Raw genomic sequence first — 26,788 nt, forward strand, 5'->3', positions numbered from 1 at the left:
CCAATGCTTAATCAATGCAAAACGATATAATGGCTCCAAAGGCCAAAGAAATTCCAAAAACATTAAAAAAACACAAAGAAGCCCGAATTGACAATTACTTTTGGCTAAATGACCGCGAGAATCCTGAGGTTATTGAATATCTAAATCAGGAAAATGCCTATTACCAAGACATGACAACGCATACAAAAACTCTTCAGGAGAATTTGTATGAGGAAATGAAAGGCAGAATTAAAGAAGACGATTCTTCTGTACCTTATTTCTATAATGGGTATTTTTATATCACTCGTTTTGAAACCGGGAAAGATTATCCAATTTTTGCCAGAAAAAAAGGAAGCCTTTCGGCAGAAGAAGAAATTTTGTTCAACTGTAACGAATTAGCTGTAGGACATGCTTATTTTAAATTAGGAGGTTTAAGTATAAGTCCTGATAACAAATTTGCCAGTTTTGGAGTAGATATTGTTGGAAGAAGAATTTATACCATTCAGTTTAAAAACCTAGAAACAGGAGAAATCCTTTCTGATAAAATAGAAAATGCTACAGGCGGATCTGTTTGGGCAAACGATAATAAAACTGTTTTTTATACCAAACAAGACGAAGTTACACTTAGAGCTGATAAAATTTTCAGACACAAACTAAATACAGATTCTACAACTGATGTTTTGGTTTTTAATGAAACCGATGATACATTTAATGTTTCTGTAAGCAAAGAAAAATCTAGAAAATACATTGTTATTAGTTCAGGTAGTACTTTAACAACCGAATATAGAATTTTGAATTCAGATAGTCCAGAAGGAGAATTTGAAGTATTTCAGAAACGTGTTCGCGGTTTAGAATATAGTATTTCGCATTTTGAAGATTCATTTTATGTTCTGACGAATAAAGATGAGGCGACTAACTTTAAGTTGATGAAAACGCCTGAGAATAAAACAGCAAAGAAAAACTGGGTAGATCTTATTCCGCATCGCGAGGATGTTTTGCTGGAAGATATCGAAATCTTTAAAAATTATTTAGTGGTTGAAGAGCGCTCAAACGGTTTAAATCATATTCGCATCATGCCCTGGAATGGGGAGCCGGATTATTATCTTCCTTTTGGAAGCGAAACTTATAATGCTTTTACCACGACAAATATTGATTTTGATACTGATATTTTGCGTTATAGCTATCAATCACTTGCAACGCCATCGTCTGTAATTGATTTTAATATGACCACTAAAAGCAAAGAAATCTTAAAAGAGCAACAGGTTTTAGGCGGTAAATTTGATAAAGAAAATTATATAGAAGAACGTGTTTGGGCAACTGCCAGAGATGGAGTAAAAGTGCCAATTTCGATGATTTATCGCAAAGGATTAAATAAAGATGGTAAAAATCCGTTATTGCTTTACGCATATGGTTCTTACGGAATCACAATGGATACTTATTTTTCGTCGACAAGACTTTCTTTGTTAGATCGTGGTTTTGTTTATGCAATCGCCCATATTAGAGGCGGAGAGGACTTAGGAAGACAGTGGTATGAAGATGGGAAACTGTTAAAAAAGAAAAATACCTTTACAGATTTCATCGATTGCTCTAAATTTGTAATTAACGAAAAATATACATCTTCTAAACATTTGTATGCAGAAGGAGGTTCAGCAGGAGGACTTTTAATGGGAGTTATCATAAATGAAGCCCCGGAATTATACAACGGAGTTATCGCTCAGGTGCCATTTGTAGATGTTATTACAACAATGTTAGACGACAGTATTCCGTTGACAACTGGAGAATATGATGAATGGGGGAACCCAAACAATAAAAAATATTACGATTATATGTTGTCGTACTCACCTTACGATAATGTAAAAGCGCAAAATTATCCAAATATGTATGTATCTACAGGATTGCACGATTCGCAGGTACAGTATTGGGAGCCAGCTAAATGGGTAGCCAAGTTGAGAAACCTAAAAACAAATAATAATCTTTTGTTTTTAGATACCAATATGGATGCTGGACACGGCGGAGCTTCAGGACGTTTTGAGGCTTTAAAAGACTTAGCAAAAGAATTTAGTTTTTTATTAGATTTAGAAAAAATTAAAAGCTAATTAGAAATTTTTTGTTAAATTTGCAACCTATCAAGGTTATTTTAAAATGCCTTTGATTAACTATTTTTTTATGAAAGAAGAAATAAATGCTTATAATAATGTTTTAGAATTAATAGGTAACACCCCACTTATTAAACTAAATAAAATTACCGAAGACTTAGAAGGAAATTTCTACGCAAAGGTGGAAGCTTTTAATCCAGGTCATTCCTCAAAAGATAGAATAGCGTTATATATTATTGAAGAAGCTGAGAAAAAAGGAATTCTATCACCCGGAGATACCATAATAGAAACAACATCTGGTAACACAGGTTTTAGTTTAGCAATGGTAAGCATTATAAAAGGCTACAATTGTATTTTGGCAGTAAGTTCAAAATCCTCGAAAGATAAGATTGACATGTTGAGAAGTTTGGGTGCTAAAGTATATGTTTGTCCTGCACACGTTTCTGCAGATGATGAAAGATCATACTATAACGTAGCCAAACGTTTACACGAAGAAACAAAAGGCTCCGTTTATATTAATCAATATTTTAATCAATTAAATATTGATGCGCACTATAACTCTACAGGTCCTGAAATTTGGGAACAGACAAAAGGACAAATCACACACCTTATTGCTTGTAGCGGAACTGGAGGAACAATCTCGGGAACTGCAAAATACTTAAAAGAGCAAAATCCAAATATCAGAATTTTAGGAGTAGATGCTTTTGGATCAGTATTGAAGAAATACCACGAAACAAAAGAGTTTGACAACAAAGAAATTTATCCGTACCGTATAGAAGGTTTAGGGAAAAATTTAATCCCATCGGCTACAGATTTTGATATTATTGATAAATTCATGAAAGTAACCGACGAAGAGAGTGCACACTCTGCAAGAGAAATCACTCGAAAAGAAGGTTTATTTGTAGGATATACTTCAGGAGCAGTAATGCAGGCGATTAAGCAATATGCAGAAGAAGGAGAGTTTACAAAAGACAGTAATATTATAGCAATTTTCCCAGATCACGGATCTCGTTATATGAGTAAAGTCTTCAGTGATGATTGGATGAATGAACAAGGATTCTTTGATAGTATCAATGAAGAAGAAGTTCAAAAAATTGAATTCGTAAAGTAATAAAATACTTTTAAAAATATAAAACTCCATTTGTTTCGACAAATGGAGTTTTTTTGTAAAAATGTTTTTACAAATGTGTAATGTAAATTGATTTTAATTGATGCAAATTTTTATTTTTATGAGAATACCACATTTATAGTTGAATATCATTTGTTAAGTTGAATAAAATTTATAGTTTTAACAAAATTATAAAAAGTATAAAGGAATTTAATTGAAAAAATAAAAGTATCAGTTTTGATTATTTATATTGAATAAATCTCTTTCCATCTATAATTTTTAGTATTGTTAATGAATTTCGTTTTAAACGCCTCTAAAATCTATCAATATGAATAAATTATTACTCACATTAATGTTTGTAAGTTTTTTTAATGCGAATGCTCAAAATCCCGTTCAGGAGTTCAATTTCAATGGAAACCTAAGTAATAACGATAAAACAATTTCATTTTTGGGATCTTCTACTTTTGTAAATGACAGAATGGGAGTTGCTAATGGTGCTATACGTCTTACTAATAAAGCTTTGCAGACTGTTGTAGGTGATCTTCCGCAAGACAATAAGCCAAGATCAATCTCAATTTGGGTAAAATTTAATGCAATTGCTGCAGCTAATTATATTTTTGGATATGGAAGTCCGGTAAATGCACAATATTTTGGTTTGTTACAGAAAAACGTAGCGGGATCTAACTCTGATTTATGTTTGGCAGGTTGGGGTGCTCCAAATGATGTTGTAGTTACGGCTCCGCTTGCAAAAGGTATTTGGTATCAATATAGTGTTACTTATGATGGTACTACTTCTAAAATATATCGTAATGGTGAATTGTTAAAATCATTAGAAGGAATTACGCGTTTAACAAAAGGATATATTTTCAGACTAGGACAAATGAATACATCTGTTGGGATAAATGCTGATATAGACGATCTTAAAATATATAATGTCGCTATGACAGACGAACAGGTTATGGAGTCTTACACTAGTTCAAAGCCCTTAGTTGTCGTTGCTGAAAAAACAGAGAAGGCAAAAAAAGGCTCCACAGATGTAAAAACAGATTCTAAAAATACAATCGGAGGGAATGTTGTTGCAAAAAAGGTTGAAATTTTCTCGCAAGGAAAAAAAATAATTGGAACCAACGCTACAAATATTAGTGACTTACCGGAAGGTACTTATTTGTTGAAAATAACAAATGGCCAAAATTAAGGTTTGCCAGTAGTTAACAATTGTAATAGCTATTATAGTTTCTGGAATATAACTCCATTCACCAAAAATGAATGGAGTTTTTTTTGAACTATTTCAGAACTTCTACAAAATTAATATGTATTAAATATTTGAAGATTTTAGGTTACAAGCAAATGTTAATATTTTTGATTTAATTGTAAATACCGTATTTATACGTAAGATAATATAGTATTGATTGAGGTTAATTTAGTATTTTAATAATATTAGTAAAAGTATAAATAAATATAATTGAGTGTTCGAAATCATCAATTTTGGTTATTTTAACGATTATTTAGGTTAGTTGTCGAAGAAATTTTTGCTAAAATGCATAATAATATAGTTTAGCAGTGTTAAAATGACACAAGTTTTTTAATACCCTAAATCTATTATAATGAAAAAAATACTACTCACATTAATGTTTGTAAGTTATTTGAATGTTGATGCACAAAATCCAATTCAGGAATTTAATTTCAATGGTACTTTAAATAATACTAGTAATACAACTTCTTTCATGGGGACTGATAATTTCGTAACCGATAGATCAGGAACTGTAAAAGGAGCACAACGATTAAGTAATAAAGCTTTGGAAGCTGTTATTGATAATCTTCCACAAGAAAATAGCGCAAGAGCGATAAGTATCTGGGTTAAACTAAATGAGATATCATCGGCAAATTATATTTGGGGGTACGGAACTGCTTATAATGCCCAATATTGTGGTTTGTTACAGCAGGGTACCACTTCTTTGAACTCAGACCTAAGTTTGGCAGGTTGGGGAGCAACAAATGATGTTATTGTTTCGGTACCACTATCAAAAGAAATTTGGTACAACTATACGATAACTTATGATGGCAAAGTTTCGAAGCTATATAGAAACGGAGAATTGCTAAAATCTGTAAACGGAATTAGCCGTTCGACTAAAGGAAATATTTTTAGACTGGGAGAGATAAATACTACTGTTGGGATCAATGCTGATATAGACGATTTAAAAATATATGATGTAGCATTAACAGAAAGTCAGGTTAGTGAGCTTTATAACAGTTCTAAGCCTTTGGTGGTTATTGCTGAGCCAGTAGTTGCTGCAAAAGCAACAAAAGTGACAACGGCGGGCAAAACAAAAACGGTTGCAAAAGCTGCGCCATCAAATGCTATTATTGCTACAAGTGATGTAAATGGAGGAGGGAAAAATGTTGAGGTTTATTCACAAGGACAAAAAATTATAGGTAATAATTCAATGAGTATTAGTGATTTGCCGGAAGGAACTTATTTGTTGAAAATAACAAATACTCCATCTAAAAAAATTACTTCAAAATAGAGATAAAGAATAATTTTTAAATAGTTAGTTTGTTTTCTATGTTGTGTTTAGTGGCGTTAAATTTTTTGGAATAGTAGAAAAAGCCTTCTAAAGATTCTTTCAGAAGGTTTTTTTTGTGCCTATAGTTTTTTTACTTTCTTGTGTATTATGAAACAACAAATATTAGCTGTTAAGTTTTTGTAGCATTTTTGTTTCAGCGGTTGTTTTCAAATAGTTATTAAATTCGATATAAACAGGAGGTAAATTCGTTTCAAAAAGCTTATCAATCATAAATAAACTCTTTCTAAACTCGATAGAAATAGAGTAGTGTGTTGTTTTGGTTTTTACATTATACCACAAATAAATTGCAGTTCTATCGTTTGTGCCATATTTGTATAAAGATTTTTTTGCACCTTCTGCATTAAGGCAATAATTATGGAATATTTCTGACGGATCTTCATAATCTCCTAAATATGAATTTTCTATTTCGAAGTTATCTTTAATTACATTTTCCTTCCAGACTAAAAAATTGTTTTCGCTTCTGTGAAATTGTGAGTTTTTGTTCTCCAATTCCTCGGACCATATTAATCTGATATAATCTAATTCCAGAAAATTATATGAAGATATAAAAGCATCTATCAGTTTAAATACAGTTTTGTAATTCAATTGATCACCAGGAAAGTTCCCTTCAAAGGTTTGAGTAAACAATTCTCGATTGTCAATTGTAGTAACAATTTCTATAGTTTCTTTATGAAACCAGTTAATCCATTCTTTAGTTACTTTTAATTTTTTCATTTGATTTAAAATCCTAATTTTCGAATTAGATGCAAATACCTTCTATGAGTTGATAATTGTATTTGAGACAATTTAGATTTCTGATTTTTAGTATCTGTTATTTTTAATTTTTGCGATTATTTTATCTGTTAATAAAGGATTTTCCCATATTCCAAGAACATAAGTAACATCTTCTCCAAAAAAATCTTCTCCGGCGCCCCTTGGTTGGTATTCAAATTGCCATCTCTTAAATTCAATCATCATATATTCCTTTCCTTCTTGTTCAATCAGAGTAATTTCTCCTGGACAATCGTATAGCTTGTTGATTTTTAAAACACTTGTATAATACCCTTTATAAATTGCATGCTCTTCAATTTCAAATCCATACGTTTTAGATAGAAATAATAATTCACTGATGTTAAAGTAGTCATCTTCAGATGGTTTAGCAGTTATTTGTTTTCTATATGTTTTTCTTTCAGGAGATGTACTATTTTCACTTTCATCTAAAAATTTTATTACAGGTCGTATTAATTCTGTTTTTATTGAAGCAATACTGTTGTTAATTTTTTCACTACCATTTCCAAAAATTTCCGTTTGGATACAATAAAATTGTTCTATTAATTTCATTTTTTCTTTAGTTTTCAAAGACTCCGTAAATAAAAATACCTTCCGGTGCATTTCTTCCCGTGAGAGAGTAAATAACTGTTAATTGATCATTTTGAGAAATCTCTAATACCCTTGATGAACTTTGATTATCGGTATAAGCGTATAGTATTTCATATTCTTCCTTTATTTTTAGATTGTATTTTTGAGCTAACAATTCGAGCTTTTCCTTATTAAAATATCTAAAAGTAGATAATACTTTTACGTTTTCTTTTATAATATAAATTCTTTTATCTTGAACTTCTACATACGAATTACTCCAAACAGAATAATCAGGAGAACTTAGCCAATCATTATATATGCTATTAGTCCGATGCGATTTTATACCGTCGAAAAAAATATAATTAAACGGAATTTCTAAATCATTAACAACATTCGTGTTTTCTGTAATTACGGGATTATTAATCAAATAATTTCTCCAATCTTTCATTAATAGATATATTGCCTGAGTAGGGATTTCGGCAATACATTTCCAGTAATCATAAGTATCAACGATTTGAGCTATTTCTTTTTTAGATTCAATACTATAGATCTCATGTCTAAAATCGTAGTATTGCAATTCGCCTTCTAAAACCTTTTCAAGTGAGTGAACTATTTCTTCTAAATACTCAAAGTTACAAGATGCCAATTCATTTAAAACTTCCAAATCACCTTTTATGGAAAAACACGGTGTTCCAATTTCATTTTTATAAAATTCGTATTTAATCATAAATTATCTTTTTAAGAAAGCAGCAAATCCTGAAAGCTTTGATTTTTGCACTTTTTATTCCATACTATAAACATAATAAAGTCTATTGACTTTTTGTGTAAACCTATTTAAGAATTACAAAGAAATTAGATTAAAATAAGGTTTCAATTAGAAACTGGGAGTAAAAATTAAAAAGCCTTCTAAGTATAACTTAAGAAGGCTTTTTTTGCTATTATATTTTGTTAGTTTTTAGGTAATAACACTAAGAATAACAAATAAAACAATCTCCTTGCCAGCATTCCAATATTTACTTTATTGAGTTATGTTAGACAAAGAGTGTATTGTTTAACGTTTCTTTTGTTGTCCCGGAGCATAAGCTTTTGCACTTTTACTTCCAGACATTTTTTTTGCTTGTCCCGGCGGAATTTTACCTGAGCCATTGCCTTGCGTATGTATATGTGTACTACAGCTTATAACACTGATTAGTACAAACAATAAAACCATAATAATTACGGCAATTCTTGTGTATTTAGATGTCTTCATATTTTTTTCTTTTTTTTTTGAGGTGTGGCAAATATAGTAGTTTGTTTGATTTATTCGATATTGGGTATTGAAAATATCGAATAATTACAAAAAAACTTCCTGCTTCCCAACCTTTTTGTGTAAAACGTGCTCTATATAAATAATCATCATCGAAATGATTTTAACTTTAAAAAACAGAGTATGAAAAAGAAATTCACCTTAGAAATAACAACTCCTTGTTCTGAAAATTTTGATAAAATGATTCCTAATTCAAAAGGTTCATTTTGCGATTCCTGTGCTAAAAATGTGATTGATTTAAGCCGAAAAACAAATTCAGAAATTGCCAGATTTATAGTAGAAAATAAAGATCAAAACATTTGCGCAAGATTGAAAACAACGCAATTAGAAAATGAATTTGAGTACAATGAAATTTCTAAAATGAATAATCTAAAATATGCAGCAATTGCGGCATCGGTTTTACTAACATCAAACGTTGTTGCGCAAGAAAAGGAGCCAATTAAAACAGAAGTTATTTCTCCAATACCCGAAAATCATATTCTTGGTAAAATTGCTTATATACCTGCTGTTTCAGAGAATATTTCGATAATAGTTAAAGGGAAATTATTAGATGCCAAAACCCATAGACCTTTGGACGAAAGAACATATCCTGACTTGACGCTTAATATTAATAATGAACCAACTCCTGTTAAGGTAAATCCTAAAACAGGCGAATTTTCTATTCCAGTTATACTTTCAAAAGATGATAAAGTATTGATTATTAATATTGCTGGAAGCGATTATTATCTGTCTAAAATCATACCTTTTGATGTGAAGTCAGTAAAAAAGAATGTTTTTCAGCAAGATATAATTATCGAAAGTGAAACTATAAATAAGGTATATCAACTAGGTGGTATACGTGCCAACTTTGTTGAAGAAAAATAGGAATAACAAAATCTAATTTAACTTAATCAAAGACTTAGTAAAAGCAAAAAAGCCCTGAAAATTTCAAGGCTTTTTGATATTTATAAAAAGAGAATATTATTCTTCTTTCATTGTGTGATAAACGTTCATAACGTCATCATCTTCTTCAATTTTTTCAATTAATTTCTCAACATCAGCAATTTGAGCTTCGGTAAGTTCTTTAGTAATTTGTGGAATACGCTCAAAACCAGAAGATAAAATTTCTAAACCTCTGTTTTCTAATTCTTTTTGCAAAGCACCAAAGCTTCCAAAAGGAGCATAAATTAAGATACCGTCTTCATCTTCAAAAACTTCTTCGGCACCAAAATCGATTAATTCCAATTCTAATTCTTCAGGATCAAGATTCCCTTTTGCAATTCTGAAATTACAAGTATGGTCAAACATAAATTCAACAGAACCTTGTGTTCCCATTGTACCGTTACATTTGTTAAAGTAACTTCTAATGTTTGCAACAGTTCTATTATTGTTGTCAGATGCAGTTTCAATCAAGATTGCAATTCCGTGAGGAGCATATCCTTCAAACAAAATTTCCTTATAATTGGCAGTATCTTTATTACTTGCATTTTTTATAGCGCGCTCCACATTGTCCTTAGGCATGTTGGCCGCTTTTGCATTTTGTATTACAGCTCTTAATCTAGAATTGGCATCTGGGTTAGGACCACCTTCTTTAACGGCCATAACGATGTCTTTACCAATTCGGGTAAATGTTTTGGCCATTGCTGACCAACGTTTCATTTTTCTTCCTTTTCTAAATTCGAACGCTCTTCCCATTTCTAATTTTTAGTTTTGTGATGCAAAAATACGGTTATTCCTTATTTTTCCAAAATCAATTCTATTCTTTTTTAAATTATGTTGTTATGAAGATTTTAAACGTAAATTTTGATTTGATTTATTTGGATTGTGGGAAATATTGAACCGCAAAGTTCACTAAGTTTTACGCAAAGTTCGCAAAGGTTTCTGTTCGGAACATCTTTGTCAAAGTTGAAAACTTTGACAAAGAGAGAAAAATCTAAAATCTAAAATCTAAAATCTAAAATCTAAAATCTAAAATCTAAAATCTAAAATCTAAAATCTAAAATCTAAAATCTAAAATCTAAAATCTAAAATCTAAAATCTAAAATCTAAAATCTAAAATCTAAAATCTACTTCGACGCATTGAATTCATTAATAACATTTATCGCTTCGTTTAGATACGGATTAGTTTTTAGGTTATCGATTTGATATTGATTTATCGTTTTTTCGGTAGGATAGGAGCCTAATAAAAACTGATTTACCGTAGAATTGTAAACATCCAACGGATTGTTTTCATCGTTAAAAGTATTGATTTCCGTCCAAAGGGAGTTTACCATTTTTTTCTGCTGAAAAACCGCTTCTAACGTCATCGGAACCTCTGCTTTAGGTTTGTTTACCAGCTGATCGATTTTTAGGTTGATTTTTTTTATATTATTAAAAAAGTAATTATCCGCCAATCTTGCCATACTATTTTTGGACAATTTATCAATAAGGCTTCTTTTTACGTAAGGTCTGTATTTTAAAAACGGCTCAATACTGTCATTTTTAATCGCAGTTGGGAAATCACTTTCTTTTTGATAAACACCTTCGTAGAATTCCGGAAGAATTACATCGGGTTTAACCCCAACATATTGATGACTTTTACCCGTAACCCTATAGAATTTGTTAATCGTAATTTTTAAAAAGTCCGTATTTTTACTCTCGTCAAGCGAAAGAATAGTCTGCATTGTAGCTTTTCCAAGCGTGTTACTTCCTAACAGCAAGGCGCGATTATAATCCTGCAATATAGAAGAGAAAAATTCACTTGCAGAAGCAGTATTGCTGTTAACCAAAACTACAATTGGACCTTTATAAATCAAGCCTTTGTAGGGATCATTAATCACAGATGTTTGTTGTTTATTATCTATCACAATAGACAACGGGCCATAATCGATAAACATTCCGGCCATTTTTATGGCTTCCTCCATCGATCCGCCGCCATTATCGATCAAATCGATAACAAGACCTTTTATATTATCCCTTTCCAGTTTTATCACTTCGCGAGCAACATCATCGGCACAACCTTTTCTACTGGTTCCGTCTAAATCTGCATAAAAACTCGGAATTTTGATGTATCCAATTTTACTTTCTTTCCCAACAATAAAGCTAAAAACCGAATTTTCTTCGTCTTTCATCACTTGTTTTTCAATGTAAACATCAAAGCTTTTGCCCGAATTTCGCTTTAGCGTAAGCGTAATGCTTTTATTAGATTCAGATAAAATCATTGTCGAAATAGATTCTAATGAAGCACAAGAAACCTGTAATGTTTCCTTTTGATTCGAAATAGAAATAATCTGATCCCCTTTTTTGATTTGTCCCGTTTTGTAAGCAGGCCCATTTGGATCAATCTCTTCAATAATAATTTCATTTTTCTCATTTAGATTCACGCTCATTCCCAGCGACAAATGCTCCTTGGATAATGAAGCCACAAAACTTGTTTTAGAATCATCACTAAAATAAGCCGTATGCGGATCAAAATAAGTACAAAAGAAATTGTAAAAGTTCTCTTCCTGTTTCAGTTTTGTTTCAAGAAGCGTATTGATTCTGCAGATTTCGTTCGTCAAAATCAATTTTCTCGCTGTAAGTTCAATCGATTTGAAATTGGTCTTAATTGAATCCAGATTCTCGCTGGTTTCCGCTATTTCATCCAAAATCTGATAACGAAGTTTTTTAAGCCAAACCTTTTCTAAATCTTCTTTTTTAAGGTAAAACGGAAATGATTTTTTATAAAACCTAATCGTATCTTTCTTGGTATAATCAATCGGTCCGGCCTGAATTTTTTCTAAAACAGCTTTAGTTCTCAAAAGACCGGTTTTGTATTTGTCCGTAATATCAGCTAGAAAACTACAATCATCACTCAGGATTAAATCGTCTATATTCAAGCGATATTTAGCCGCTATTTCGTCGTATTCACTCTTATAAAAAATGTTTCGTGAAGGATCTAAACCATTGATTAGATTATCAAAAACGTAGACAGATAAACTATCGTCTACAGGTTTAGGTCTAAGATGTTCCGCCTGAATAAGAGCATTAATTTTGTTTACTAATTCGCACGTTTCAGCGCTATTTTGACTAAATAGAACAGTAGAAGTCAACAGAAATACCAGCCAAATTTTTTTCATAAATAGAAAATCTATCGTTTAGACTAAAGTTACATTTAATTTTTCATAAAAGGTTATATTATTTTCTAAAATTTCTTACAGCAAGACAATTTATTTTAACATATAGAAATCAATTTTTCAAAATGCAAAGCCAGAAAATAAGCCACGAATTCATGAATTTTTGTTTAAAAGAAATTAAAAATAATTAGTGAATTCGTGGCAAAAAAAAATGCATCACAATTAAGCAATGCATTCTAAAATATATAAGTCTTAAAAACTATTTCTTGTAAAAAGGTAATTTAACCACCTTTGCAGCAACATCATTTTTCCTAATTCTAATAAAAATATCACTGTCAACAGCACTATTATTTACCGTAACATATCCTAAACCAATACCTTTATTCATAGAAGGCGACATCGTTCCAGAAGTTACAACACCAATTACAGCACCGTCAGCATCAACAATTTCGTAGTCATGTCTAGGCACAGCGCGCTCCTGCATTTCAAAAGCAACAAGTTTTTTAGTAACACCTTCCTCTTTTTGCTTTTTAAAGTTTTCAGAATTTGTAAAATCCTTAGTGAATTTAGTAATCCATCCTAAACCAGCTTCAAGCGGAGAAGTAGCATCATTAATATCATTTCCGTACAAACAGAAACCCATTTCAAGACGCAAAGTATCACGAGCCGCCAAACCAATAGGTTTAATTCCGAAAGTTGCACCAGCCTCAAAAACTTTATTCCAAATCGCTTCAGCATCAGCATTTTTGCAGTAAATTTCAAAACCACCAGAACCAGTATAACCAGTTGCAGAGATAATTACATCACTAAAACCTGCAAAATCAGCCACTTCAAAATGGTAATAAGCAATCGCCGATAAATCTATAGAAGACAAAGGCTGCATAGCTTCAACCGCTTTAGGTCCCTGAATCGCTAATAAAGAATAATCATCAGAAATGTTTTTCATATCAACACCCAAATCATTGTGCGATGAAATCCAGTTCCAGTCTTTTTCGATATTCGAAGCATTTACAACCAATAAATACTCCTCATCTTTCATTTTATAAACAATCAAATCATCTACGATTCCGCCATCATTATTAGGCAGGCAAGAATATTGCGCTCTTCCAATAGTCAAAGTCGATGCATCGTTCGAAGTCACCTTCTGAATCAAAGCCAAAGCATTTGGTCCAGTCAATAAAAATTCTCCCATGTGAGAAACGTCAAAGACCCCCACACTGTTTCGAACCGTTTCGTGTTCAGCATTCACTCCCTCGTATGTAATAGGCATGTTGTAACCGGCAAATGGCAGCATTTTCGCTCCCAAACCCTCATGTATGTGCGTAAGCGCAGTGTTTTTCATTGTGTTGTTTTAAAAAATTGAATCGCAAATTTATTCAAAAAATATCAAAACAAGATACACAAAATTATAAATTTCGCAATGATTAGAAGCAATTCCAGCTTTTCGTTACATCCCGATAGCTATCGGGACATAAAAAAAGCAAAGTTTCTAATGTTCCAAAAAGAGCTTCCGTTGGTCGCTTTTTTGAAACAAGAAACTTTTGCTTTTTTTACTCCGGGCTTTTCCCTACAATCTGGGCTAGGCATTATCATAACAATAAACATTTTCGTCATCAATTTTTTATGTAACTTTAATAACCTTAATTTTAACAATACTCAAATTAAGGCAGAACATACATCAGCTAATAAAAAATCTGTTTTTATCCGTGTTTTTACAAAGTAAATCTGTTTAATCAGCGTCATAAATAGCATTAACTTAAAACCATAAGCGATTAAAAATTAAGATAATACAATAGATAAAAAAGTCAAATGAAAGATCCATTTCTAATCACAAAAGAAGATATATTAAAATTCTACAAACCCGTAAATCCCCATACGCACAAAGGACTACAAGGGCACGCCGTGATTATTGCCGGAAGTTACGGCAAAATAGGAGCAGCAGTTCTCGCATCAAAATCCTGCCTAAAAACAGGCTGCGGACTCGTAACCACATTTACGCCAAAATGCGGTTATCAAATCCTGCAAATCTCAATTCCCGAAGTCATGGTAGTAACCGATGAAAACGCCAATTTCATTACCAATATTCATCTGCCATTAATTCCCCAAGCGATCGCAATTGGCCCCGGAATAGGGCAGGAGTTAGGCACACAAAAAGCCCTGTTCGAATTTTTAAGAATCAATAATTTACCTTTAGTTCTCGATGCCGACGCCCTGAATATCTTAGCACAAAACCAATCCTGGTTAGATTTAGTTCCAGAAAACACGATTTTAACACCTCATCCAAAAGAGTTAGAACGCCTAATTGGCAAGTGGAATTCAGAATCCGAAAAATTTCAAAAAACAATTGCCTTTTCTGAAAAATACAAAGTTATAATCGTCATGAAAGGCGCACCAACCTATATCATCAACAAATCTGAAATCTACGAAAACACCACCGGAAATGCCGCATTAGCGACCGCAGGAAGCGGCGACACCCTAACCGGAATCATCACAAGTTTGCTTGCCCAGGGTTACGAGCCCAAATATGCAGCCAAACTAGGTGTCTTCCTCCACGGATTAACCGCTGATATTGCCTTGCCACAAACCGGTTATCAGTCGTTCATTGCTTCGGATATTATAGAGAATCTTGGAAAAGCTTTTCTTGAATTAGAGAATTAGATAATTAGGAAATTGAGATAATTAGATAATTGTTTCAGGTTTTCTTTGTTTCAAGTTTCAAGTTCATCCGATTTTCGTATAGACTTTTGTTTATAAACTAAAGTTTACACATGTTTTATGTCAGACTGATCGAAGTTGAAGCCGCTTTCCAATTGGCGCGCCTTCGACTTCGCTCAGGAATACAAAACTTTACGTCTTTGCTCCCGATAGCTATCGGGATTGCGAGATTATTTTTAAAACTTTACCGTAAAGCAAGAAAAATCTAAAATCTAAACTCTGCAATCAGAAATCTAAATTCGTAAGTTTGTAGTTCAGTAAATACTGCTTATGAAAAACAATTTCGATCTAAGAACCGTAAATGTTACACGTTACATAACGCCTTTACGCGAAGGCGGTTCATTACCCGCTTTGGCAGAAGCCGATGACGATTTTAAATATGTCTTAAAATTTAAAGGAGCCGGTCACGGCGTAAAAGCTTTAATTGCCGAATTGGTAGGCGGACAAATTGCAAAAGCCTTAAAATTACAATTACCGGAATTGGTTTTTGCCAATCTTGACGAAGCCTTTGGACGAAGCGAAGGCGACGAGGAAATTCAGGATTTACTACAAGGAAGTCAGGGATTAAATCTCGCACTTCATTTTTTATCAGGTGCAATCACTTTTGATCCCGTTGTAACAACTGTAGATGCAAAATTAGCATCGCAAATTGTTTGGCTTGACGCATATATCACCAATGTAGATCGTACGTTTAGAAATACCAATATGTTGATTTGGCATAAAGAATTATGGCTTATCGATCATGGAGCATGTTTGTACTTTCATCATTCCTGGAACAATTGGGAGCAACATGCCAAAAGCCCGTTTGCATTAATAAAAGATCACGTTTTATTGCCACAAGCAACACTTTTAAAAGAAGTCGATGCCGAATATAAAGCACTTTTAACACCGGTAATTCTTGAAGAAATTGTAAACACAATTCCGCTCGAATGGCTGCAATGGGAAGACACTGATGAAACCCCAGAAGCTTTGCGAAATGTTTACTTACAGTTTTTGCAAACCCGATTAAATAATTCAGAAATCTTTGTAAATCAAGCCCAAAATGCAAGATAGTCACTTATATGAGTATGCCGTAATTCGTGTGGTACCAAAAGTGGAGCGCGAAGAATTCCTAAATATTGGAATCATTTTGTTTTGTAAAAAGGCCAAATTTATCAAAGTATTGCACCACATAAACGATACTAAAATTGAAGCCCTTTCAAACGATTTTGATATCGAACAATTACATTGCAATGTAACCGCATTAGAAAAAATTGCCAACGGAGCCAAAGACGGCGGTCCAATCGCCCAAATGGAAATTCCGGAGCGTTTTCGCTGGTTAACGGCCATTCGCAGTTCAGCAATTCAAACCTCAAGACCGCATCCGGGATTGTGTGAGGATTTAGAAAAAACGATTCAGCGTTTATTCGAAGAGTTAGTTCTTTAGTAGAGGTTCAAAGGTTTTTTTTAAGATTCTGAGGTTCTGAGGTTCTGAGTTGCTAAGGTTCTAAGGTTTTCTGTAGAGGCGTACAGCAGTGCTCCAACATAATATTTATAAAAAATCTCGCAAAGACGCGAAGCCGCAAAGAATATAAAAAACTTTGTGACTTTGCGACTTTGCGCGAATATCTCGCACCAAAAATAAAACAACCATATAAGCAATTTAAGAAAAAAAGCCAAAGACTTAAATTTACTTAAATAACTTATATGGTAAAAAACTAAAAACTAACTCAATTTTTATTAAAACGATCCACAAGTATTACCTGTAAATGTAGCACCAGCGCCACCAGTAACATCAGCCTTAACAGCCGAAGCCGCAAGCGTTACGATAGAATAGGGCGGAGTAAAAGCAGTATTGCTTCCTGCAGTATTTCCGGTAGTATTTGTAAATACGTTTCCAACAGCTGTAACAGCTGTGTATCCTGTCATTAAATCGATTGGCGTTTTTACACCTTCAAAAACATTGTTTTCTACTTTAAGATTAGCTTCAAAACCTGCTGCAATACATTTATTACTTACTGTACTATTAAAATAGTTGTTGATCAAATGTACTTTTCCAAAACGAACCCTTGGCATTCTTTCTTTACAACCGGGAGCCCACCAGCAACGAGCAAAAGTAATTCTCAATTTTCCACGATCGGCAGTTGCGCCATCGCTTGATCCTATTAGATTTGAATATCTGTGATCGTCAGAACCTCCGGGACCTCCAGCTTTAGGCGCTTTTAGATAACCAAATTTGCAATACGAAACTGTCACATAATCTGATTTGTTTTTGATGTCAAAGTTCCCGTCAACACCATCTCTAAATTCACAGTGGTCAACCCATACATTTTGGCAATCGTCTAAGATAGCATTGTCCCAACCATCAGTATCGTAAGCACCCGGGCCTTCAAAAATTAAATTTCTGATGATTAGATTCGTACATCTTTTAATGTTCATAATACCAGAACCATCTTTAGTTTGATTGGTCGAAACTAGTTTTGCACCGCTTGCACCATAAATAGTTTTACCACTTTGGTCCTGCAATGATAATCTTGTAGTAATGGTAATTGTACCGCTAACTTTTACGACTTTAACGGCGCTGTTTTCAATTGCCGATTTCAGTTGTGCATAAGTAGTAACTGTTGTTTCTGCCGATGTTCCGCCACCCGTTGTACTGCCATTTTGAGATGCCCAACCGGGAACCTCAGCACAGTTTCCAACTTTTGCTGTTAAACTTCCGGAAGAGGTAGTTTTATTAGTTGCATTCTCGCTGTTTTCAGGAGAAGAAATTTCTTCGGTATTACACGCTGTAAAACCGAAAACAAGTGTTAATAGAAACACTGAAAATGTTGATTTGATTTTCATAATATTAAGTTTGGTTAAATAGTTAAGACTGCAAATCTGCTCATAATTAGGATGAAAAAAGTTGAACAAGTTCAATGTTTTGAAAATAATTTACTATTAAATGTGTTTTTAACACCAATCGCATTACAAAAAGCTATACTTTTGCGTAATCGATTACATTATTTTTAATTCATTCACATACTTACGCCCCTGAGTAAGAATAAAAGTAAAAAACATGTACAAAAACCTACGATTAACTATTGAACGTAAAATACCACTAACGGATGAAGAATGGAAATTAATACTGGAGAAGACAGAGTTTATAAAACTTAAAAAAAATGAATTCCTGCAAATTCAGGATTCCAACAGTTCTTATGAAGGATTTATTCTCAAAGGAGCTTTCAAAACCTATATTTTGAATGATAATGGCAACGAAAGTGTTATTTTTTTCTCATTCGAAAACGAATGGATGTGCGATCTCGAAAGTTTCTATCATCAAAAGCCAACAACCTATAATATCAAGGCGATTGAAGACAGCGAAATTCTGGTGATTAGCAAAGCCAATAAAGTACTCTTATTTGAGCAAGTGCCCAAGTTGATCCAGTTTCATATTCTCATGGTCGAAAAAGCCAATATTGCGATTCAGCAAAGGCTTTTAGATGTATTGAATAAAACTTCTAAACAAAGATATCTGGAGTTTATAGAGAGATATTCACACAAAGTTGATAAAATCAATAACCGGAATTTATCTTCCTATCTAGGAGTTTCACACGAATTTTTATCAAAAATTAAAAGGAAGGTTTAGAAAAAGGTTCAAAGGTTCAAAGGTTTTCCGTAGAGACGCACAGTAGTGCCTCTAACTGTATTTGTTAAAAAAAGGTTTAAAGGTACAGAGTGACAAAGGAACAAAGGTTTTTCCGTGGGGGCGTACAGTAGTGCGTCTCATGTATTCTTTAAAAAAGGTACAAAGGTACAGAGTAACAAAGGTTCAAAGGTTTTCCGTAGAGGCGTACTTAGCGAATCTCTGCGCAAAACCTTTGTGAATCTCTGTGGTAAAACCATACATGATTCTCATTAAAAATCCAGTATTCCAAATAGGCATTCATTAGAAAAATGAAGCATTATATTTTCCTTTTCTGGATTTTCGATTACTAATAAATCATGAGGTTCCAGATCGTATGACTTCTCATTAATTTTAATAACTGTAGTATCAAAAGAAAATAAAATTATTACTGGAACATTACAATTCTGATAACCATTTGTTATTTCTAGTTTGTGATGGCTTATTTTTTCAGAAACCATCCAATTAAAATCAATACCTTTTGTATAAGAAGTCACTTCATCATCTGAGTTAAACTCCATGATTTCATATTTCTCATGCACTTTTTTTTCTTTGTTTACCTCAATATATAAGCTGTTATCAAGCATTACCAAGTAGCGGTGATAGCCCTTAAATTTGGTAAACACTGAAGGCACTTCTTCTATTGTAGCACTGCTTATTCTGAATGTAAAATCTCTATTGGTATAGTTTGCTGTTTCCGGATAGATCATATATTCATATGTCAATCCACCGCTCCAAATAGAGGCTTTACTATCTTTTTTAGGCAAAAGATGTATGTTCATTTTTTATTATTTAAAAAAGGTTCAAAGTTGCAAAGTTACAAAGAGGCAAAGGTTTTTTTGTAGAGACGCACAGCAGTGCGTCTAACGTAAGAATTGAAAATCTCGCAAAGTCGCAGTCCCGAGGCTTCGGGAGCAAAGAAATATAAAAGAAACTTTGCGACTTCGCGTCTTTGCGAGATTAAAAAAACCTTAGCGAATCTCTGCGCAAAATCTCTGTGTATCTCTGTGGTAAAACCTGTTTAAATCCTTTTCTCGAAATAAATAAACTCCAAAGGTTTCTCCGAAATCGTAACATGAATTCCGCTTTCAGGAAAAGCTTCTCTTTTGCCTGTATCAACATAACCATGGCGTTTGTACCAAGCAATAAGCTCTTCACGGACTGAAATAACCGTCATAATAATACTCGATAAACCCAAAGTTTTAGCGTGATTTTCGGCTTCAGCCAACATCTTTTTGCCAATTCCGCTATTTTGCAATTCGGGCGAAACCGTTAGCATTCCCAAATACAGTTGATGCTCTTTTTCTACTAACAAAACCGATCCAATAATTTTATTGTCTTCGGTATATTTAAGAATTGTGTTTTTAGGATCTAGAATTGTTTCTGTCAATTCTTCTTCGTTTGTTCTTTTTCCTCCAAGTAAATTGGCTTCTGTAGTCCAGCCTTTTTTTGAAGTTTCGCCTCTGTAAGCTGAATTGATTAAGATATTTAATGCTGGAATGTCTTGTAAAGATGCTTTTGTAATCATGAGTAATATATTCTTGTGATTGATTTTTCAAAGATAAAAAAAGCTACAAAATTATAGTTGTAGCTTTTAGTTTATAATAAGGGTTTTCTAAAATAGATAATTTAAAAGGAAAGACAGACTTTTATTCTTGTTTTACCTAAGTGAATATGCTGCTATGGTTTTTTTGAAAAGAGAAGGGACATAGACTATTTTTTTCTCATTGTCGAGTCCTATATCTGCGGAGTAATATTCCTCTTTTCTGGTATCCGAAAGAATTTCTTTTGAGCCATCTTTATTTACATAATAAACAACTCCAGTCCAGCAACTCACAATAAACTCACTGTCTGCTATCGGCTCAATTCCATCTGTATTTTCATCCATGCCTTCTGCCAAAAGTTGTTTGTTCTTTTTATCATCCATTTTGTATAATGAACCATTGTCTAAAAAATACAAATCAGTATCGATAAATTTTAAACCATTTGGCTTGTTTAGATTTTCTAAATAAACAGTTGCAATATCATTTTCTAATTTGAAAATCCTACCAACTTTTGGATCAGATACATAAACAACTCCTTTTTTATCAATAGTTACATCGTTTAATATTTTGGAATCATCAATGGTTATTTTTTTTAATATTTTTTGTTGTTTTATATCTATAATTACAATTTCCGTAAGGTCGGCTACAAATAATTTATTCTTGAATTTTGCCATTCCTTTTGGGGCATTTAAACCTGGTATCCAATTTAAATTAATGATTTTCCCATCAGTAGCTAATTTTCCTATACTTCCTTTTCCGTCACGTTCAGCTGGTGAACCATCCATTAAAGAGGTGTATAAAATCTGATCTGTTTTGTCATATAATACCGATTCAGGAATTGGTAAAATACTATCAGTTATCCAAATTCTATTTAAAGAATGTTGAGCAATACCCGAAAAACTTATTATAAATAGCAATAAAACATAAAAAATATTTTTTTTCATTTTGATTGGTTTTAGATTTCTTTTCTACAAATAGTTTTCTTTGATAAAATTAAAATGATGAAGTTCGTGTCCTGCAATATGATAAGCCAATGCTCTGACAGTTGCATCATTTGCAGTTCCGGTACCATGTCCCATTCTGTCAAATGCTTCTTCAGGAAGCCCATTAAAAAGAGCAATTGTAGAATTTCTTACGGCTTCATATTCTTCAAAAATATTATCTAAATCTCGTTTATCTGCTCCAGAATAAGTAGCATAAGAATCTTGGTCAAACCCAATTAAGTTTAGTTTTTCATTTCTTGCAAATCGCAATGCGCGATAAGAAAAAATTCTCTCGTCATCAATGATATGCACTAATATTTCTTTAATACTCCATTTGTTTTCTTCATAACGATGTAATAATTTTTCTTCGGGTAAAGAATATATGAAGTCTTTTATCATCAAAAAATTATCTTTCAGATGTTTTAAAATCAAACCGTCATCAGATAATAGTTTCATATACATTTCTGCATATTCAGGGTATTCACCTTTTTTTGCTTTTGTTATTAATTTCATGATTAATTTATTTTTGATGTTTTATGGGGTTCAAAAAATATAATACAAACGGATATAAAAATGGCTTAGTTTATTTATTTCAAACTTAATGATTTCACTTATAGAAATTTAATGATGAAATTGATTTTTATAAAAAAAGCTACAAAATTTATACTTGTAGCTTTTCATTTAATTTTTCAATCTTTAAATCATTCAATTTTCTTAATCCAGTAATCCACTATTGAGTACGATTTTTCGAATTTCAGTTTCAAAATAATAAGCGATATCAAAATTTTCAAAGGTTTGGTTTTCCAGAACAATCACGCTTGTTTTGGTTTTTGGATAATATAAATTTACCGATGTAAATCCTTGGTCAGGTACAATTCCGGTATGACCAAATTCTTTAATTTTTGCTTCATCGTTTACTCGAATCCCATATCCATAACCAATTTCTTTATCACCAAAAACCGAATGTTGATTTGTGATCGTATAACTAGTCATTCGGCCATAAGTTACTAAGTTTAAAAGTTTACCATTATGTAACAAATTATTCCAAAGAGCTAAGTCTTCGACCGTGCTAACAAGTCCTGCAGCAGGAATTCGCTCTTTAGGAACAATAACACCTTTAATTTCTTTAGTTGTATTGTCTTTAAAAAATTGACGACCGTTTACGACCTCATTCTGGTTAGAGGCATTAGGGAAAAAACTATCTTTCATGTAGTTCTTCTTGAACAATTCGGTTACAACAGTTTCATAAGTTTTGTTAGTTACTCTTTCTAAAATTTGAGCTAGTAAAATATAATTTAAATCGGAGTATTTAAATTGAGTTCCGGCAGGAAAAATTGCTGGCTTCTCTAAATCAACAATGCCCGAAGTATGATTTAATAAATTTTCGACAGTTACAGTACTTGTCCAAGGTTGTTTTATGTTTGGCAAGTATTTTTTTATAGCAGTATTTAAAACTATTTTCCCTAGTTCTACTTGCTGAAGAATCAGAACAGCGGTAATTTGCTTGCTATTGGATAAAATAACAAAAGGGTCATCTAATTTCAGAGGTGTTTTTTTTTACAAAATCAGAATAGCCGTAGGCTTTAGAATATTTGATTTTTCCATTTTGAGATACGAGAATTGTACCGTTAAAAGGTCGAACCGAAGTTGTTTTAATCAAGCTGTCTATTTTGACGCTATAATTATCTTTTTGAGCAAAAATGGTCTGGTTTGATATGAAAAACAGGAGTAAAGCAATAGAAAGAAAAGGTAACTTGTTTTTCATTTTTGGTAAAATTACTTTTGTGTTTTTATGATAAGGGATAAAACACAAAAGTAATAGAATCTTTGTTAATCTGTTTTCTGTAAAGAATAAATATTTACCCTAAAAAAGATTTTAATTCTTGTTTGTTGGTTCTTTTTCTTTCTAATAAATTAGCTTCGGTTGTCGAGCCTTTTTTGGAAGTTTCTCCTCTATATGCTGAAAAAGAGAAAGTTGAATATTTAGAAAAATTATTAAACGGGAAATAACCGTTTTTTGAAGATATATTAATTCTAGAAAGAGATCTTAGTTAAGGTCTCTTTTTTTGTGTTCACTTGCATCCTTTAAAAATTTGTTCTTGAATTTCTTTGTGTTCTACGAACGGGACGTTTGCACTGTCTAGGGAAATAGTAGATTTACTTGTATCATAATATTTTAAAAGTTTCCTGCTCTATAATAAGGGCTTCTAAAATTTAACAAAAAAATAGTAAAATAAACTTGTGTATTATTTAAGTATGACTTAAATTTGTAACATGAAAAATTCATTAGAAAATATTGTCAATTTCTCTTCAGGACTTAATGCTCAATTAAAAGCAGTTGAGAAATTTTCTAATGCAATGAAAATTCAATCTCAATTTAGTAAAGCTTATGTTGATTGTAAGAAATACAATTCGATAATTTCGAAAATTGAAGAATCAAATAGTTTGTTTTCTAAATGTCAAAATTTGTCAACAACTGTTGATTTTGATATTAATAAAAATTCACTAAAATTTTATAAGTCATTCAATAGTAATGAAATGTCTAATAAATGGGATGATTTACAACAATTTGTGCGTTCCCAAAAACATTTGGAGAAGATTAATTCTTCATTTTATTTACCAATTACTTCAAAATATAAAGAAGTAAGTATATCAAATTCTTGGGATGTGGAACATTTTGCTCCAAAATCAAAGTGGGATTCTGATAATTTAAAATTTCATAGTAGTTTTAAAAATTTAGACCATTATGAAAGTTTGCAATCTTTTGCCGAATCCGATGTAGCAAAGAATCGTATTCTAAAGGATGAAATAAGTAAAGATGTAGAAAAAGTTTTAAACGGAAGTATTAGTTATACTGATATTTGCAATAGTCTTTATCAATCTACAAGAGAAATATTAGACCATAACTATACTCAGCGTAAACAGAGTTTAGAAAATCTGAAAGACTATATTATAAATGGTGATTTCGATTTCACATATACTATTGGTTTAGAAGATTTCCTTTGGACTCATTTCACGAGAATTGAAGAATTAGAAGAGACGATTAATAGCACTGTTTTCGAATTAGAAATCTTAAACAAGTTAATAATATCTATATCTAATTGTTTTAAAAAGAGTGCTTTAAATAAAAGAGATTTTTTTAGAAAAATAAATAGTTTTCATTTCAAAAACTTAGATGACGAATATCATTCATTTTCTTTAACAGCTTAGGCGAATTAAGGTTTAAATGGTTTTGTAGACCTTAATATTTTAGATTTTTAAATTAAAATATTAAAGAAATGAAAAAAAATAATGAAGAGATCATATCTCAAATCGATAACGCTCTATTAAATGTAGAGATGAATGATGTTACAAGGGAGCTGTTAATAAGGCTAAAAGAAGAAATTCCAAAAGCAAAAACAAATGAAGAAAAGCTTCAAATAGCGTTTAAATTAATGGAAGTAATAACTACAGGTGTAGCTATTGCAACCATGTTTCAATGAAAATAATTTTATTATGGAAATAGGTAAAGTAATTAAACTTTTAATCAAAAAACAAAATATGAAACAAGTAGAAGTTGCCAAATTAATTGGTAAAAGCCCTACTGCGTTATCACAGATTATTAGCGGTACTTTTAAGCCTCAATCAGAAACACTAGAAAAACTTAGTGAAGTTTTAAAAGTACCGGTAGCTGTAATTCATTTTTTGAGTATTTCAGAAAATGATATACCTAAAGAAAAGTTACCGCTTTATAAAATCCTTTCTCCAAGTATTGAAAATTATTTAATAGAGATTTTTTCGATTGATAAAGAAGATTTGACTTTAAAATAATAAATAAAACAAAAAGGATATCTCTTGAGACTAGATATCCTTTGTTTTAATCATTATAAGTGAAAAAGAAAGCTTTTATCCTAAGAAATTTTTTAACTCCTCGTAAGTTTTAATCTTCAAACTAACTTTTTCCTCATTAATTACACTTTCAATTTGTTCTGGAATCGGAAGTGTAATTCCTAAAGCCGGTTCAACAACATCAAGAAATTTAATTGGATGTGCTGTTTCTAAGAAAATACCAATTGCGTTATCATGTTTTTGCAATTCTTTTTTCAAACCTAAATAACCTACAGCACCATGTGGTTCTGCGATGTAACCATCGACTTGATAGATGTTTTTTAAAGCTACAAGTGTTTCTTCATCCGTATAACTGTATGATGAGAAATCTTTTTCGAAAGCTTTTAAATCATTATTGTATAATTCCTGAATTCTGATAAAGTTACTTGGGTTTCCAACGTCCATTGCGTTAGAAATTGTTGCTTTAGAAGGTTTTGGATCATATTTTCCGTTTTCTAAGAATCTAGGTACAGTATCGTTTACGTTTGTAGAAGCTACGAAATGTTCAATTGGTAGTCCTAATCTTTTTGCCATAATTCCCGCGCAGATATTCCCGAAATTCCCACTTGGACAAGAGAAAATCAACGGTTTGTTTTGGCTTTTCAACGCTTTGTAAGCAAAGAAGAAATAGAACATTTGCGGTAACCAACGTGCAATATTTATAGAATTTGCCGAAGTCAGGTTTTTATGCGCCAGACTTTCGTCTAAAAATGCTTTTTTTACCATATCCTGGCAATCATCAAAAACACCATCTACTTCAAGTGCTTTTATGTTTTGTCCTAAAGTCGTTAATTGTTTTTCCTGAATATCACTCACTTTTCCTGACGGATATAAAATGACAACATCAACGCCGTCAACACCCAGAAATCCGCTTGCAACCGCACCGCCAGTATCTCCGGAAGTTGCTACTAAAACGGTATTTTTGCTGTTTTTTTTATCTTTATTAAAATACGCCAGACAACGTGACATAAATCGCGCTCCAACGTCTTTAAAAGCCATTGTTGGTCCGTGGAATAATTCTAACGAATAAATGCCGTTTTCAACTTCCACAACCGGAAAATCAAAAGACAAAGTCTCTTTTATAATTTCTCTTAAATTGTCCTCCGGAATTTCATCACCCACAAATTGCTGAATCACATCAAAAGCGATATCGTTGTGGGTTAAATTTTCGATTACATTAAAAAATGCAGGATTTAATGGCGTAATAGTTTGCGGAAAATACAATCCTTTATCACTCGCTAATCCTTGTATCACAGCTTCTTTGAACGAAACTTCAGGTGCATTATGGTTTAAACTATAGTATTTCATGGTTTATTTTAGATTTTAGATTTTAGATTCTTAAAAATAAATTCCAAATTTTTAAAATTCCAAATTCCAATGGTTGTTTTATTTAACCGCAAAGAGCGCAAGGAAATTGTTTCTTTTGAAAACGCAGAGATCGCAACGCTTTGTGGTGATGTTTTTTTATTTCAATGATTTTTAATTAAGCGTCTTTTTTGTCATTTCGACGGAGGAGACTCGAGCGATAGCGACTGGCGAAGCAAATCC

At 32.1% G+C, this 26,788-nt stretch carries 27 protein-coding genes; 12 read left to right on the forward strand and 15 right to left on the reverse strand.

Annotated features, from left to right (window positions below; genetic code table 11):
- The first annotated feature begins 14 nt into the window (after window positions 1-14).
- The 4 genes from CHB81_RS13510 (at window position 15) to CHB81_RS13525 (ending at window position 5,708) form a co-directional block, all read left to right on the forward strand.
- Entirely contained in the window at window positions 15-2,075 is a 2,061-nt protein-coding gene (locus tag CHB81_RS13510; protein WP_089352393.1) for a S9 family peptidase, read from the forward strand.
- Between the two features lie 70 nt (window positions 2,076-2,145).
- The gene (locus tag CHB81_RS13515) at window positions 2,146-3,186 is read left to right on the forward strand and encodes a PLP-dependent cysteine synthase family protein (protein WP_089352453.1); all 1,041 of its coding nucleotides are present in this window, start codon (window positions 2,146-2,148) and stop codon (window positions 3,184-3,186) included.
- 325 nt (window positions 3,187-3,511) lie between these two features.
- Window positions 3,512-4,378, forward strand: coding sequence for a LamG domain-containing protein (locus CHB81_RS13520; protein WP_089352394.1), 867 nt, complete (start codon window positions 3,512-3,514; stop codon window positions 4,376-4,378).
- A gap of 409 nt (window positions 4,379-4,787) precedes the next feature.
- A complete protein-coding gene (locus CHB81_RS13525) occupies window positions 4,788-5,708 on the forward strand; it encodes a LamG domain-containing protein (protein WP_089352395.1) in 921 nt (306 codons plus the stop codon).
- 162 nt (window positions 5,709-5,870) lie between these two features.
- On the opposite strand, the gene CHB81_RS13530 is transcribed toward CHB81_RS13525, so the two are convergent.
- The 4 genes from CHB81_RS13530 to CHB81_RS13545 all read right to left on the reverse strand — a co-directional run bounded on the left by CHB81_RS13530 (window position 5,871) and on the right by CHB81_RS13545 (window position 8,355).
- Window positions 5,871-6,482 carry a hypothetical protein gene (locus CHB81_RS13530; RefSeq protein ID WP_089352396.1) on the reverse strand — a complete coding sequence of 204 codons (612 nt, stop codon included), beginning with the start codon at window positions 6,480-6,482 and terminating at the stop codon, window positions 5,871-5,873.
- An 87-nt stretch (window positions 6,483-6,569) separates the two neighbouring features.
- Entirely contained in the window at window positions 6,570-7,088 is a 519-nt protein-coding gene (locus tag CHB81_RS13535) for a hypothetical protein (RefSeq protein ID WP_141130399.1), read from the reverse strand.
- 7 nt (window positions 7,089-7,095) lie between these two features.
- Window positions 7,096-7,833 carry a hypothetical protein gene (locus CHB81_RS13540; RefSeq protein WP_089352398.1) on the reverse strand — a complete coding sequence of 246 codons (738 nt, stop codon included), beginning with the start codon at window positions 7,831-7,833 and terminating at the stop codon, window positions 7,096-7,098.
- Between the two features lie 324 nt (window positions 7,834-8,157).
- Window positions 8,158-8,355: a hypothetical protein gene (locus CHB81_RS13545; RefSeq protein WP_089352399.1), complete on the reverse strand. Its 198-nt coding sequence runs from the start codon at window positions 8,353-8,355 to the stop codon at window positions 8,158-8,160.
- A 180-nt stretch (window positions 8,356-8,535) separates the two neighbouring features.
- On the opposite strand from CHB81_RS13545, the gene CHB81_RS13550 reads away from it, so the two are divergent.
- On the forward strand, window positions 8,536-9,276 hold the full coding sequence (locus CHB81_RS13550) for a hypothetical protein (protein WP_089352400.1): 741 nt from the start codon (window positions 8,536-8,538) through the stop codon (window positions 9,274-9,276).
- Between the two features lie 96 nt (window positions 9,277-9,372).
- On the opposite strand, the gene CHB81_RS13555 is transcribed toward CHB81_RS13550, so the two are convergent.
- From CHB81_RS13555 to gcvT, 3 genes are all read right to left on the reverse strand, one after another.
- Window positions 9,373-10,086: a YebC/PmpR family DNA-binding transcriptional regulator gene (locus tag CHB81_RS13555; protein WP_007811539.1), complete on the reverse strand. Its 714-nt coding sequence runs from the start codon at window positions 10,084-10,086 to the stop codon at window positions 9,373-9,375.
- Window positions 10,087-10,457: 371 nt separating this feature from the next.
- On the reverse strand, window positions 10,458-12,488 hold the full coding sequence (locus tag CHB81_RS13560; protein ID WP_089352401.1) for a S41 family peptidase: 2,031 nt from the start codon (window positions 12,486-12,488) through the stop codon (window positions 10,458-10,460).
- A 256-nt stretch (window positions 12,489-12,744) separates the two neighbouring features.
- Window positions 12,745-13,827, reverse strand: coding sequence for a glycine cleavage system aminomethyltransferase GcvT (gene gcvT / locus CHB81_RS13565; protein ID WP_089352402.1), 1,083 nt, complete (start codon window positions 13,825-13,827; stop codon window positions 12,745-12,747).
- A 467-nt stretch (window positions 13,828-14,294) separates the two neighbouring features.
- Here gcvT and CHB81_RS13570 point away from each other — a divergent pair, with 467 nt between their 5' ends.
- The 3 genes from CHB81_RS13570 to CHB81_RS13580 all read left to right on the forward strand — a co-directional run bounded on the left by CHB81_RS13570 (window position 14,295) and on the right by CHB81_RS13580 (window position 16,626).
- Complete coding sequence (locus tag CHB81_RS13570; protein ID WP_089352403.1) at window positions 14,295-15,143, forward strand: NAD(P)H-hydrate dehydratase; 849 nt, start codon at window positions 14,295-14,297, stop codon at window positions 15,141-15,143.
- 327 nt (window positions 15,144-15,470) lie between these two features.
- Window positions 15,471-16,253, forward strand: a complete 783-nt coding sequence (locus CHB81_RS13575; RefSeq protein WP_089352404.1) for a HipA family kinase — start codon at window positions 15,471-15,473, stop codon at window positions 16,251-16,253.
- Window positions 16,243-16,626 carry a DUF3037 domain-containing protein gene (locus CHB81_RS13580; protein ID WP_089352405.1) on the forward strand — a complete coding sequence of 128 codons (384 nt, stop codon included), beginning with the start codon at window positions 16,243-16,245 and terminating at the stop codon, window positions 16,624-16,626. The genes CHB81_RS13575 and CHB81_RS13580 overlap by 11 nt, the downstream gene beginning before the upstream one ends.
- A gap of 293 nt (window positions 16,627-16,919) precedes the next feature.
- Here CHB81_RS13580 and CHB81_RS13585 read toward each other — a convergent pair whose 3' ends face one another.
- Window positions 16,920-18,026 (reverse strand): polysaccharide lyase family 1 protein, encoded by a 1,107-nt coding sequence (locus tag CHB81_RS13585; protein ID WP_089352406.1) that lies wholly within the window; start codon window positions 18,024-18,026, stop codon window positions 16,920-16,922.
- Between the two features lie 214 nt (window positions 18,027-18,240).
- Here CHB81_RS13585 and CHB81_RS13590 point away from each other — a divergent pair, with 214 nt between their 5' ends.
- The gene (locus tag CHB81_RS13590; protein ID WP_089352407.1) at window positions 18,241-18,810 is read left to right on the forward strand and encodes a Crp/Fnr family transcriptional regulator; all 570 of its coding nucleotides are present in this window, start codon (window positions 18,241-18,243) and stop codon (window positions 18,808-18,810) included.
- Between the two features lie 269 nt (window positions 18,811-19,079).
- Here the strand turns inward: CHB81_RS13590 and CHB81_RS13595 are convergent, their stop codons facing one another.
- The 6 genes from CHB81_RS13595 to CHB81_RS13620 all read right to left on the reverse strand — a co-directional run bounded on the left by CHB81_RS13595 (window position 19,080) and on the right by CHB81_RS13620 (window position 23,138).
- Window positions 19,080-19,628: a HutD family protein gene (locus CHB81_RS13595; protein ID WP_089352408.1), complete on the reverse strand. Its 549-nt coding sequence runs from the start codon at window positions 19,626-19,628 to the stop codon at window positions 19,080-19,082.
- 239 nt (window positions 19,629-19,867) lie between these two features.
- Entirely contained in the window at window positions 19,868-20,374 is a 507-nt protein-coding gene (locus CHB81_RS13600) for a GNAT family N-acetyltransferase (RefSeq protein WP_089352409.1), read from the reverse strand.
- A 132-nt stretch (window positions 20,375-20,506) separates the two neighbouring features.
- Entirely contained in the window at window positions 20,507-21,334 is an 828-nt protein-coding gene (locus tag CHB81_RS13605) for a hypothetical protein (RefSeq protein ID WP_089352410.1), read from the reverse strand.
- A gap of 24 nt (window positions 21,335-21,358) precedes the next feature.
- A complete protein-coding gene (locus tag CHB81_RS13610) occupies window positions 21,359-21,886 on the reverse strand; it encodes a DinB family protein (RefSeq protein WP_089352411.1) in 528 nt (175 codons plus the stop codon).
- 201 nt (window positions 21,887-22,087) lie between these two features.
- Window positions 22,088-22,918 (reverse strand): serine hydrolase domain-containing protein, encoded by an 831-nt coding sequence (locus tag CHB81_RS13615; RefSeq protein WP_089352412.1) that lies wholly within the window; start codon window positions 22,916-22,918, stop codon window positions 22,088-22,090.
- The gene (locus CHB81_RS13620; RefSeq protein ID WP_141130400.1) at window positions 22,905-23,138 is read right to left on the reverse strand and encodes a hypothetical protein; all 234 of its coding nucleotides are present in this window, start codon (window positions 23,136-23,138) and stop codon (window positions 22,905-22,907) included. Before CHB81_RS13620 ends, CHB81_RS13615 begins: the two co-directional genes overlap by 14 nt.
- Window positions 23,139-23,647: 509 nt before the next feature.
- Between CHB81_RS13620 and CHB81_RS13625 the strand changes: the two genes are divergently transcribed.
- The 3 genes from CHB81_RS13625 (at window position 23,648) to CHB81_RS13635 (ending at window position 25,183) form a co-directional block, all read left to right on the forward strand.
- Complete coding sequence (locus tag CHB81_RS13625) at window positions 23,648-24,583, forward strand: hypothetical protein (RefSeq protein WP_089352414.1); 936 nt, start codon at window positions 23,648-23,650, stop codon at window positions 24,581-24,583.
- Between the two features lie 68 nt (window positions 24,584-24,651).
- Window positions 24,652-24,855: a hypothetical protein gene (locus CHB81_RS13630; protein ID WP_089352415.1), complete on the forward strand. Its 204-nt coding sequence runs from the start codon at window positions 24,652-24,654 to the stop codon at window positions 24,853-24,855.
- A 13-nt stretch (window positions 24,856-24,868) separates the two neighbouring features.
- The gene (locus tag CHB81_RS13635; RefSeq protein ID WP_089352416.1) at window positions 24,869-25,183 is read left to right on the forward strand and encodes a helix-turn-helix domain-containing protein; all 315 of its coding nucleotides are present in this window, start codon (window positions 24,869-24,871) and stop codon (window positions 25,181-25,183) included.
- A gap of 75 nt (window positions 25,184-25,258) precedes the next feature.
- Here the strand turns inward: CHB81_RS13635 and thrC are convergent, their stop codons facing one another.
- Complete coding sequence (gene thrC / locus CHB81_RS13640; protein WP_089352417.1) at window positions 25,259-26,548, reverse strand: threonine synthase; 1,290 nt, start codon at window positions 26,546-26,548, stop codon at window positions 25,259-25,261.
- Window positions 26,549-26,788 lie beyond the last annotated feature (240 nt).

Origin of the sequence: Flavobacterium sp. ov086, assembly GCF_900187965.1 — a bacterium.
Classification (GTDB): domain Bacteria; phylum Bacteroidota; class Bacteroidia; order Flavobacteriales; family Flavobacteriaceae; genus Flavobacterium.

Excerpts from the sequence above, each read along its gene's own strand:
- CHB81_RS13510 (WP_089352393.1), top strand. The coding sequence starts at position 15 with ATGCAAAACGATATAATGGCTCCAAAGGCCAAAGAAATTCCAAAAACA.
- CHB81_RS13515 (WP_089352453.1), top strand. The coding sequence starts at position 2,146 with ATGAAAGAAGAAATAAATGCTTATAATAATGTTTTAGAATTAATAGGT.
- CHB81_RS13520 (WP_089352394.1), top strand. The coding sequence starts at position 3,512 with ATGAATAAATTATTACTCACATTAATGTTTGTAAGTTTTTTTAATGCG.
- CHB81_RS13525 (WP_089352395.1), top strand. The coding sequence starts at position 4,788 with ATGAAAAAAATACTACTCACATTAATGTTTGTAAGTTATTTGAATGTT.
- CHB81_RS13530 (WP_089352396.1), bottom strand. The coding sequence starts at position 6,482 with ATGAAAAAATTAAAAGTAACTAAAGAATGGATTAACTGGTTTCATAAA.
- CHB81_RS13535 (WP_141130399.1), bottom strand. The coding sequence starts at position 7,088 with ATGAAATTAATAGAACAATTTTATTGTATCCAAACGGAAATTTTTGGA.
- CHB81_RS13540 (WP_089352398.1), bottom strand. The coding sequence starts at position 7,833 with ATGATTAAATACGAATTTTATAAAAATGAAATTGGAACACCGTGTTTT.
- CHB81_RS13545 (WP_089352399.1), bottom strand. The coding sequence starts at position 8,355 with ATGAAGACATCTAAATACACAAGAATTGCCGTAATTATTATGGTTTTA.
- CHB81_RS13550 (WP_089352400.1), top strand. The coding sequence starts at position 8,536 with ATGAAAAAGAAATTCACCTTAGAAATAACAACTCCTTGTTCTGAAAAT.
- CHB81_RS13555 (WP_007811539.1), bottom strand. The coding sequence starts at position 10,086 with ATGGGAAGAGCGTTCGAATTTAGAAAAGGAAGAAAAATGAAACGTTGG.
- CHB81_RS13560 (WP_089352401.1), bottom strand. The coding sequence starts at position 12,488 with ATGAAAAAAATTTGGCTGGTATTTCTGTTGACTTCTACTGTTCTATTT.
- gcvT (WP_089352402.1), bottom strand. The coding sequence starts at position 13,827 with ATGAAAAACACTGCGCTTACGCACATACATGAGGGTTTGGGAGCGAAA.
- CHB81_RS13570 (WP_089352403.1), top strand. The coding sequence starts at position 14,295 with ATGAAAGATCCATTTCTAATCACAAAAGAAGATATATTAAAATTCTAC.
- CHB81_RS13575 (WP_089352404.1), top strand. The coding sequence starts at position 15,471 with ATGAAAAACAATTTCGATCTAAGAACCGTAAATGTTACACGTTACATA.
- CHB81_RS13580 (WP_089352405.1), top strand. The coding sequence starts at position 16,243 with ATGCAAGATAGTCACTTATATGAGTATGCCGTAATTCGTGTGGTACCA.
- CHB81_RS13585 (WP_089352406.1), bottom strand. The coding sequence starts at position 18,026 with ATGAAAATCAAATCAACATTTTCAGTGTTTCTATTAACACTTGTTTTC.
- CHB81_RS13590 (WP_089352407.1), top strand. The coding sequence starts at position 18,241 with ATGTACAAAAACCTACGATTAACTATTGAACGTAAAATACCACTAACG.
- CHB81_RS13595 (WP_089352408.1), bottom strand. The coding sequence starts at position 19,628 with ATGAACATACATCTTTTGCCTAAAAAAGATAGTAAAGCCTCTATTTGG.
- CHB81_RS13600 (WP_089352409.1), bottom strand. The coding sequence starts at position 20,374 with ATGATTACAAAAGCATCTTTACAAGACATTCCAGCATTAAATATCTTA.
- CHB81_RS13605 (WP_089352410.1), bottom strand. The coding sequence starts at position 21,334 with ATGAAAAAAAATATTTTTTATGTTTTATTGCTATTTATAATAAGTTTT.
- CHB81_RS13610 (WP_089352411.1), bottom strand. The coding sequence starts at position 21,886 with ATGAAATTAATAACAAAAGCAAAAAAAGGTGAATACCCTGAATATGCA.
- CHB81_RS13620 (WP_141130400.1), bottom strand. The coding sequence starts at position 23,138 with ATGAAAAACAAGTTACCTTTTCTTTCTATTGCTTTACTCCTGTTTTTC.
- CHB81_RS13625 (WP_089352414.1), top strand. The coding sequence starts at position 23,648 with ATGAAAAATTCATTAGAAAATATTGTCAATTTCTCTTCAGGACTTAAT.
- CHB81_RS13630 (WP_089352415.1), top strand. The coding sequence starts at position 24,652 with ATGAAAAAAAATAATGAAGAGATCATATCTCAAATCGATAACGCTCTA.
- CHB81_RS13635 (WP_089352416.1), top strand. The coding sequence starts at position 24,869 with ATGGAAATAGGTAAAGTAATTAAACTTTTAATCAAAAAACAAAATATG.
- thrC (WP_089352417.1), bottom strand. The coding sequence starts at position 26,548 with ATGAAATACTATAGTTTAAACCATAATGCACCTGAAGTTTCGTTCAAA.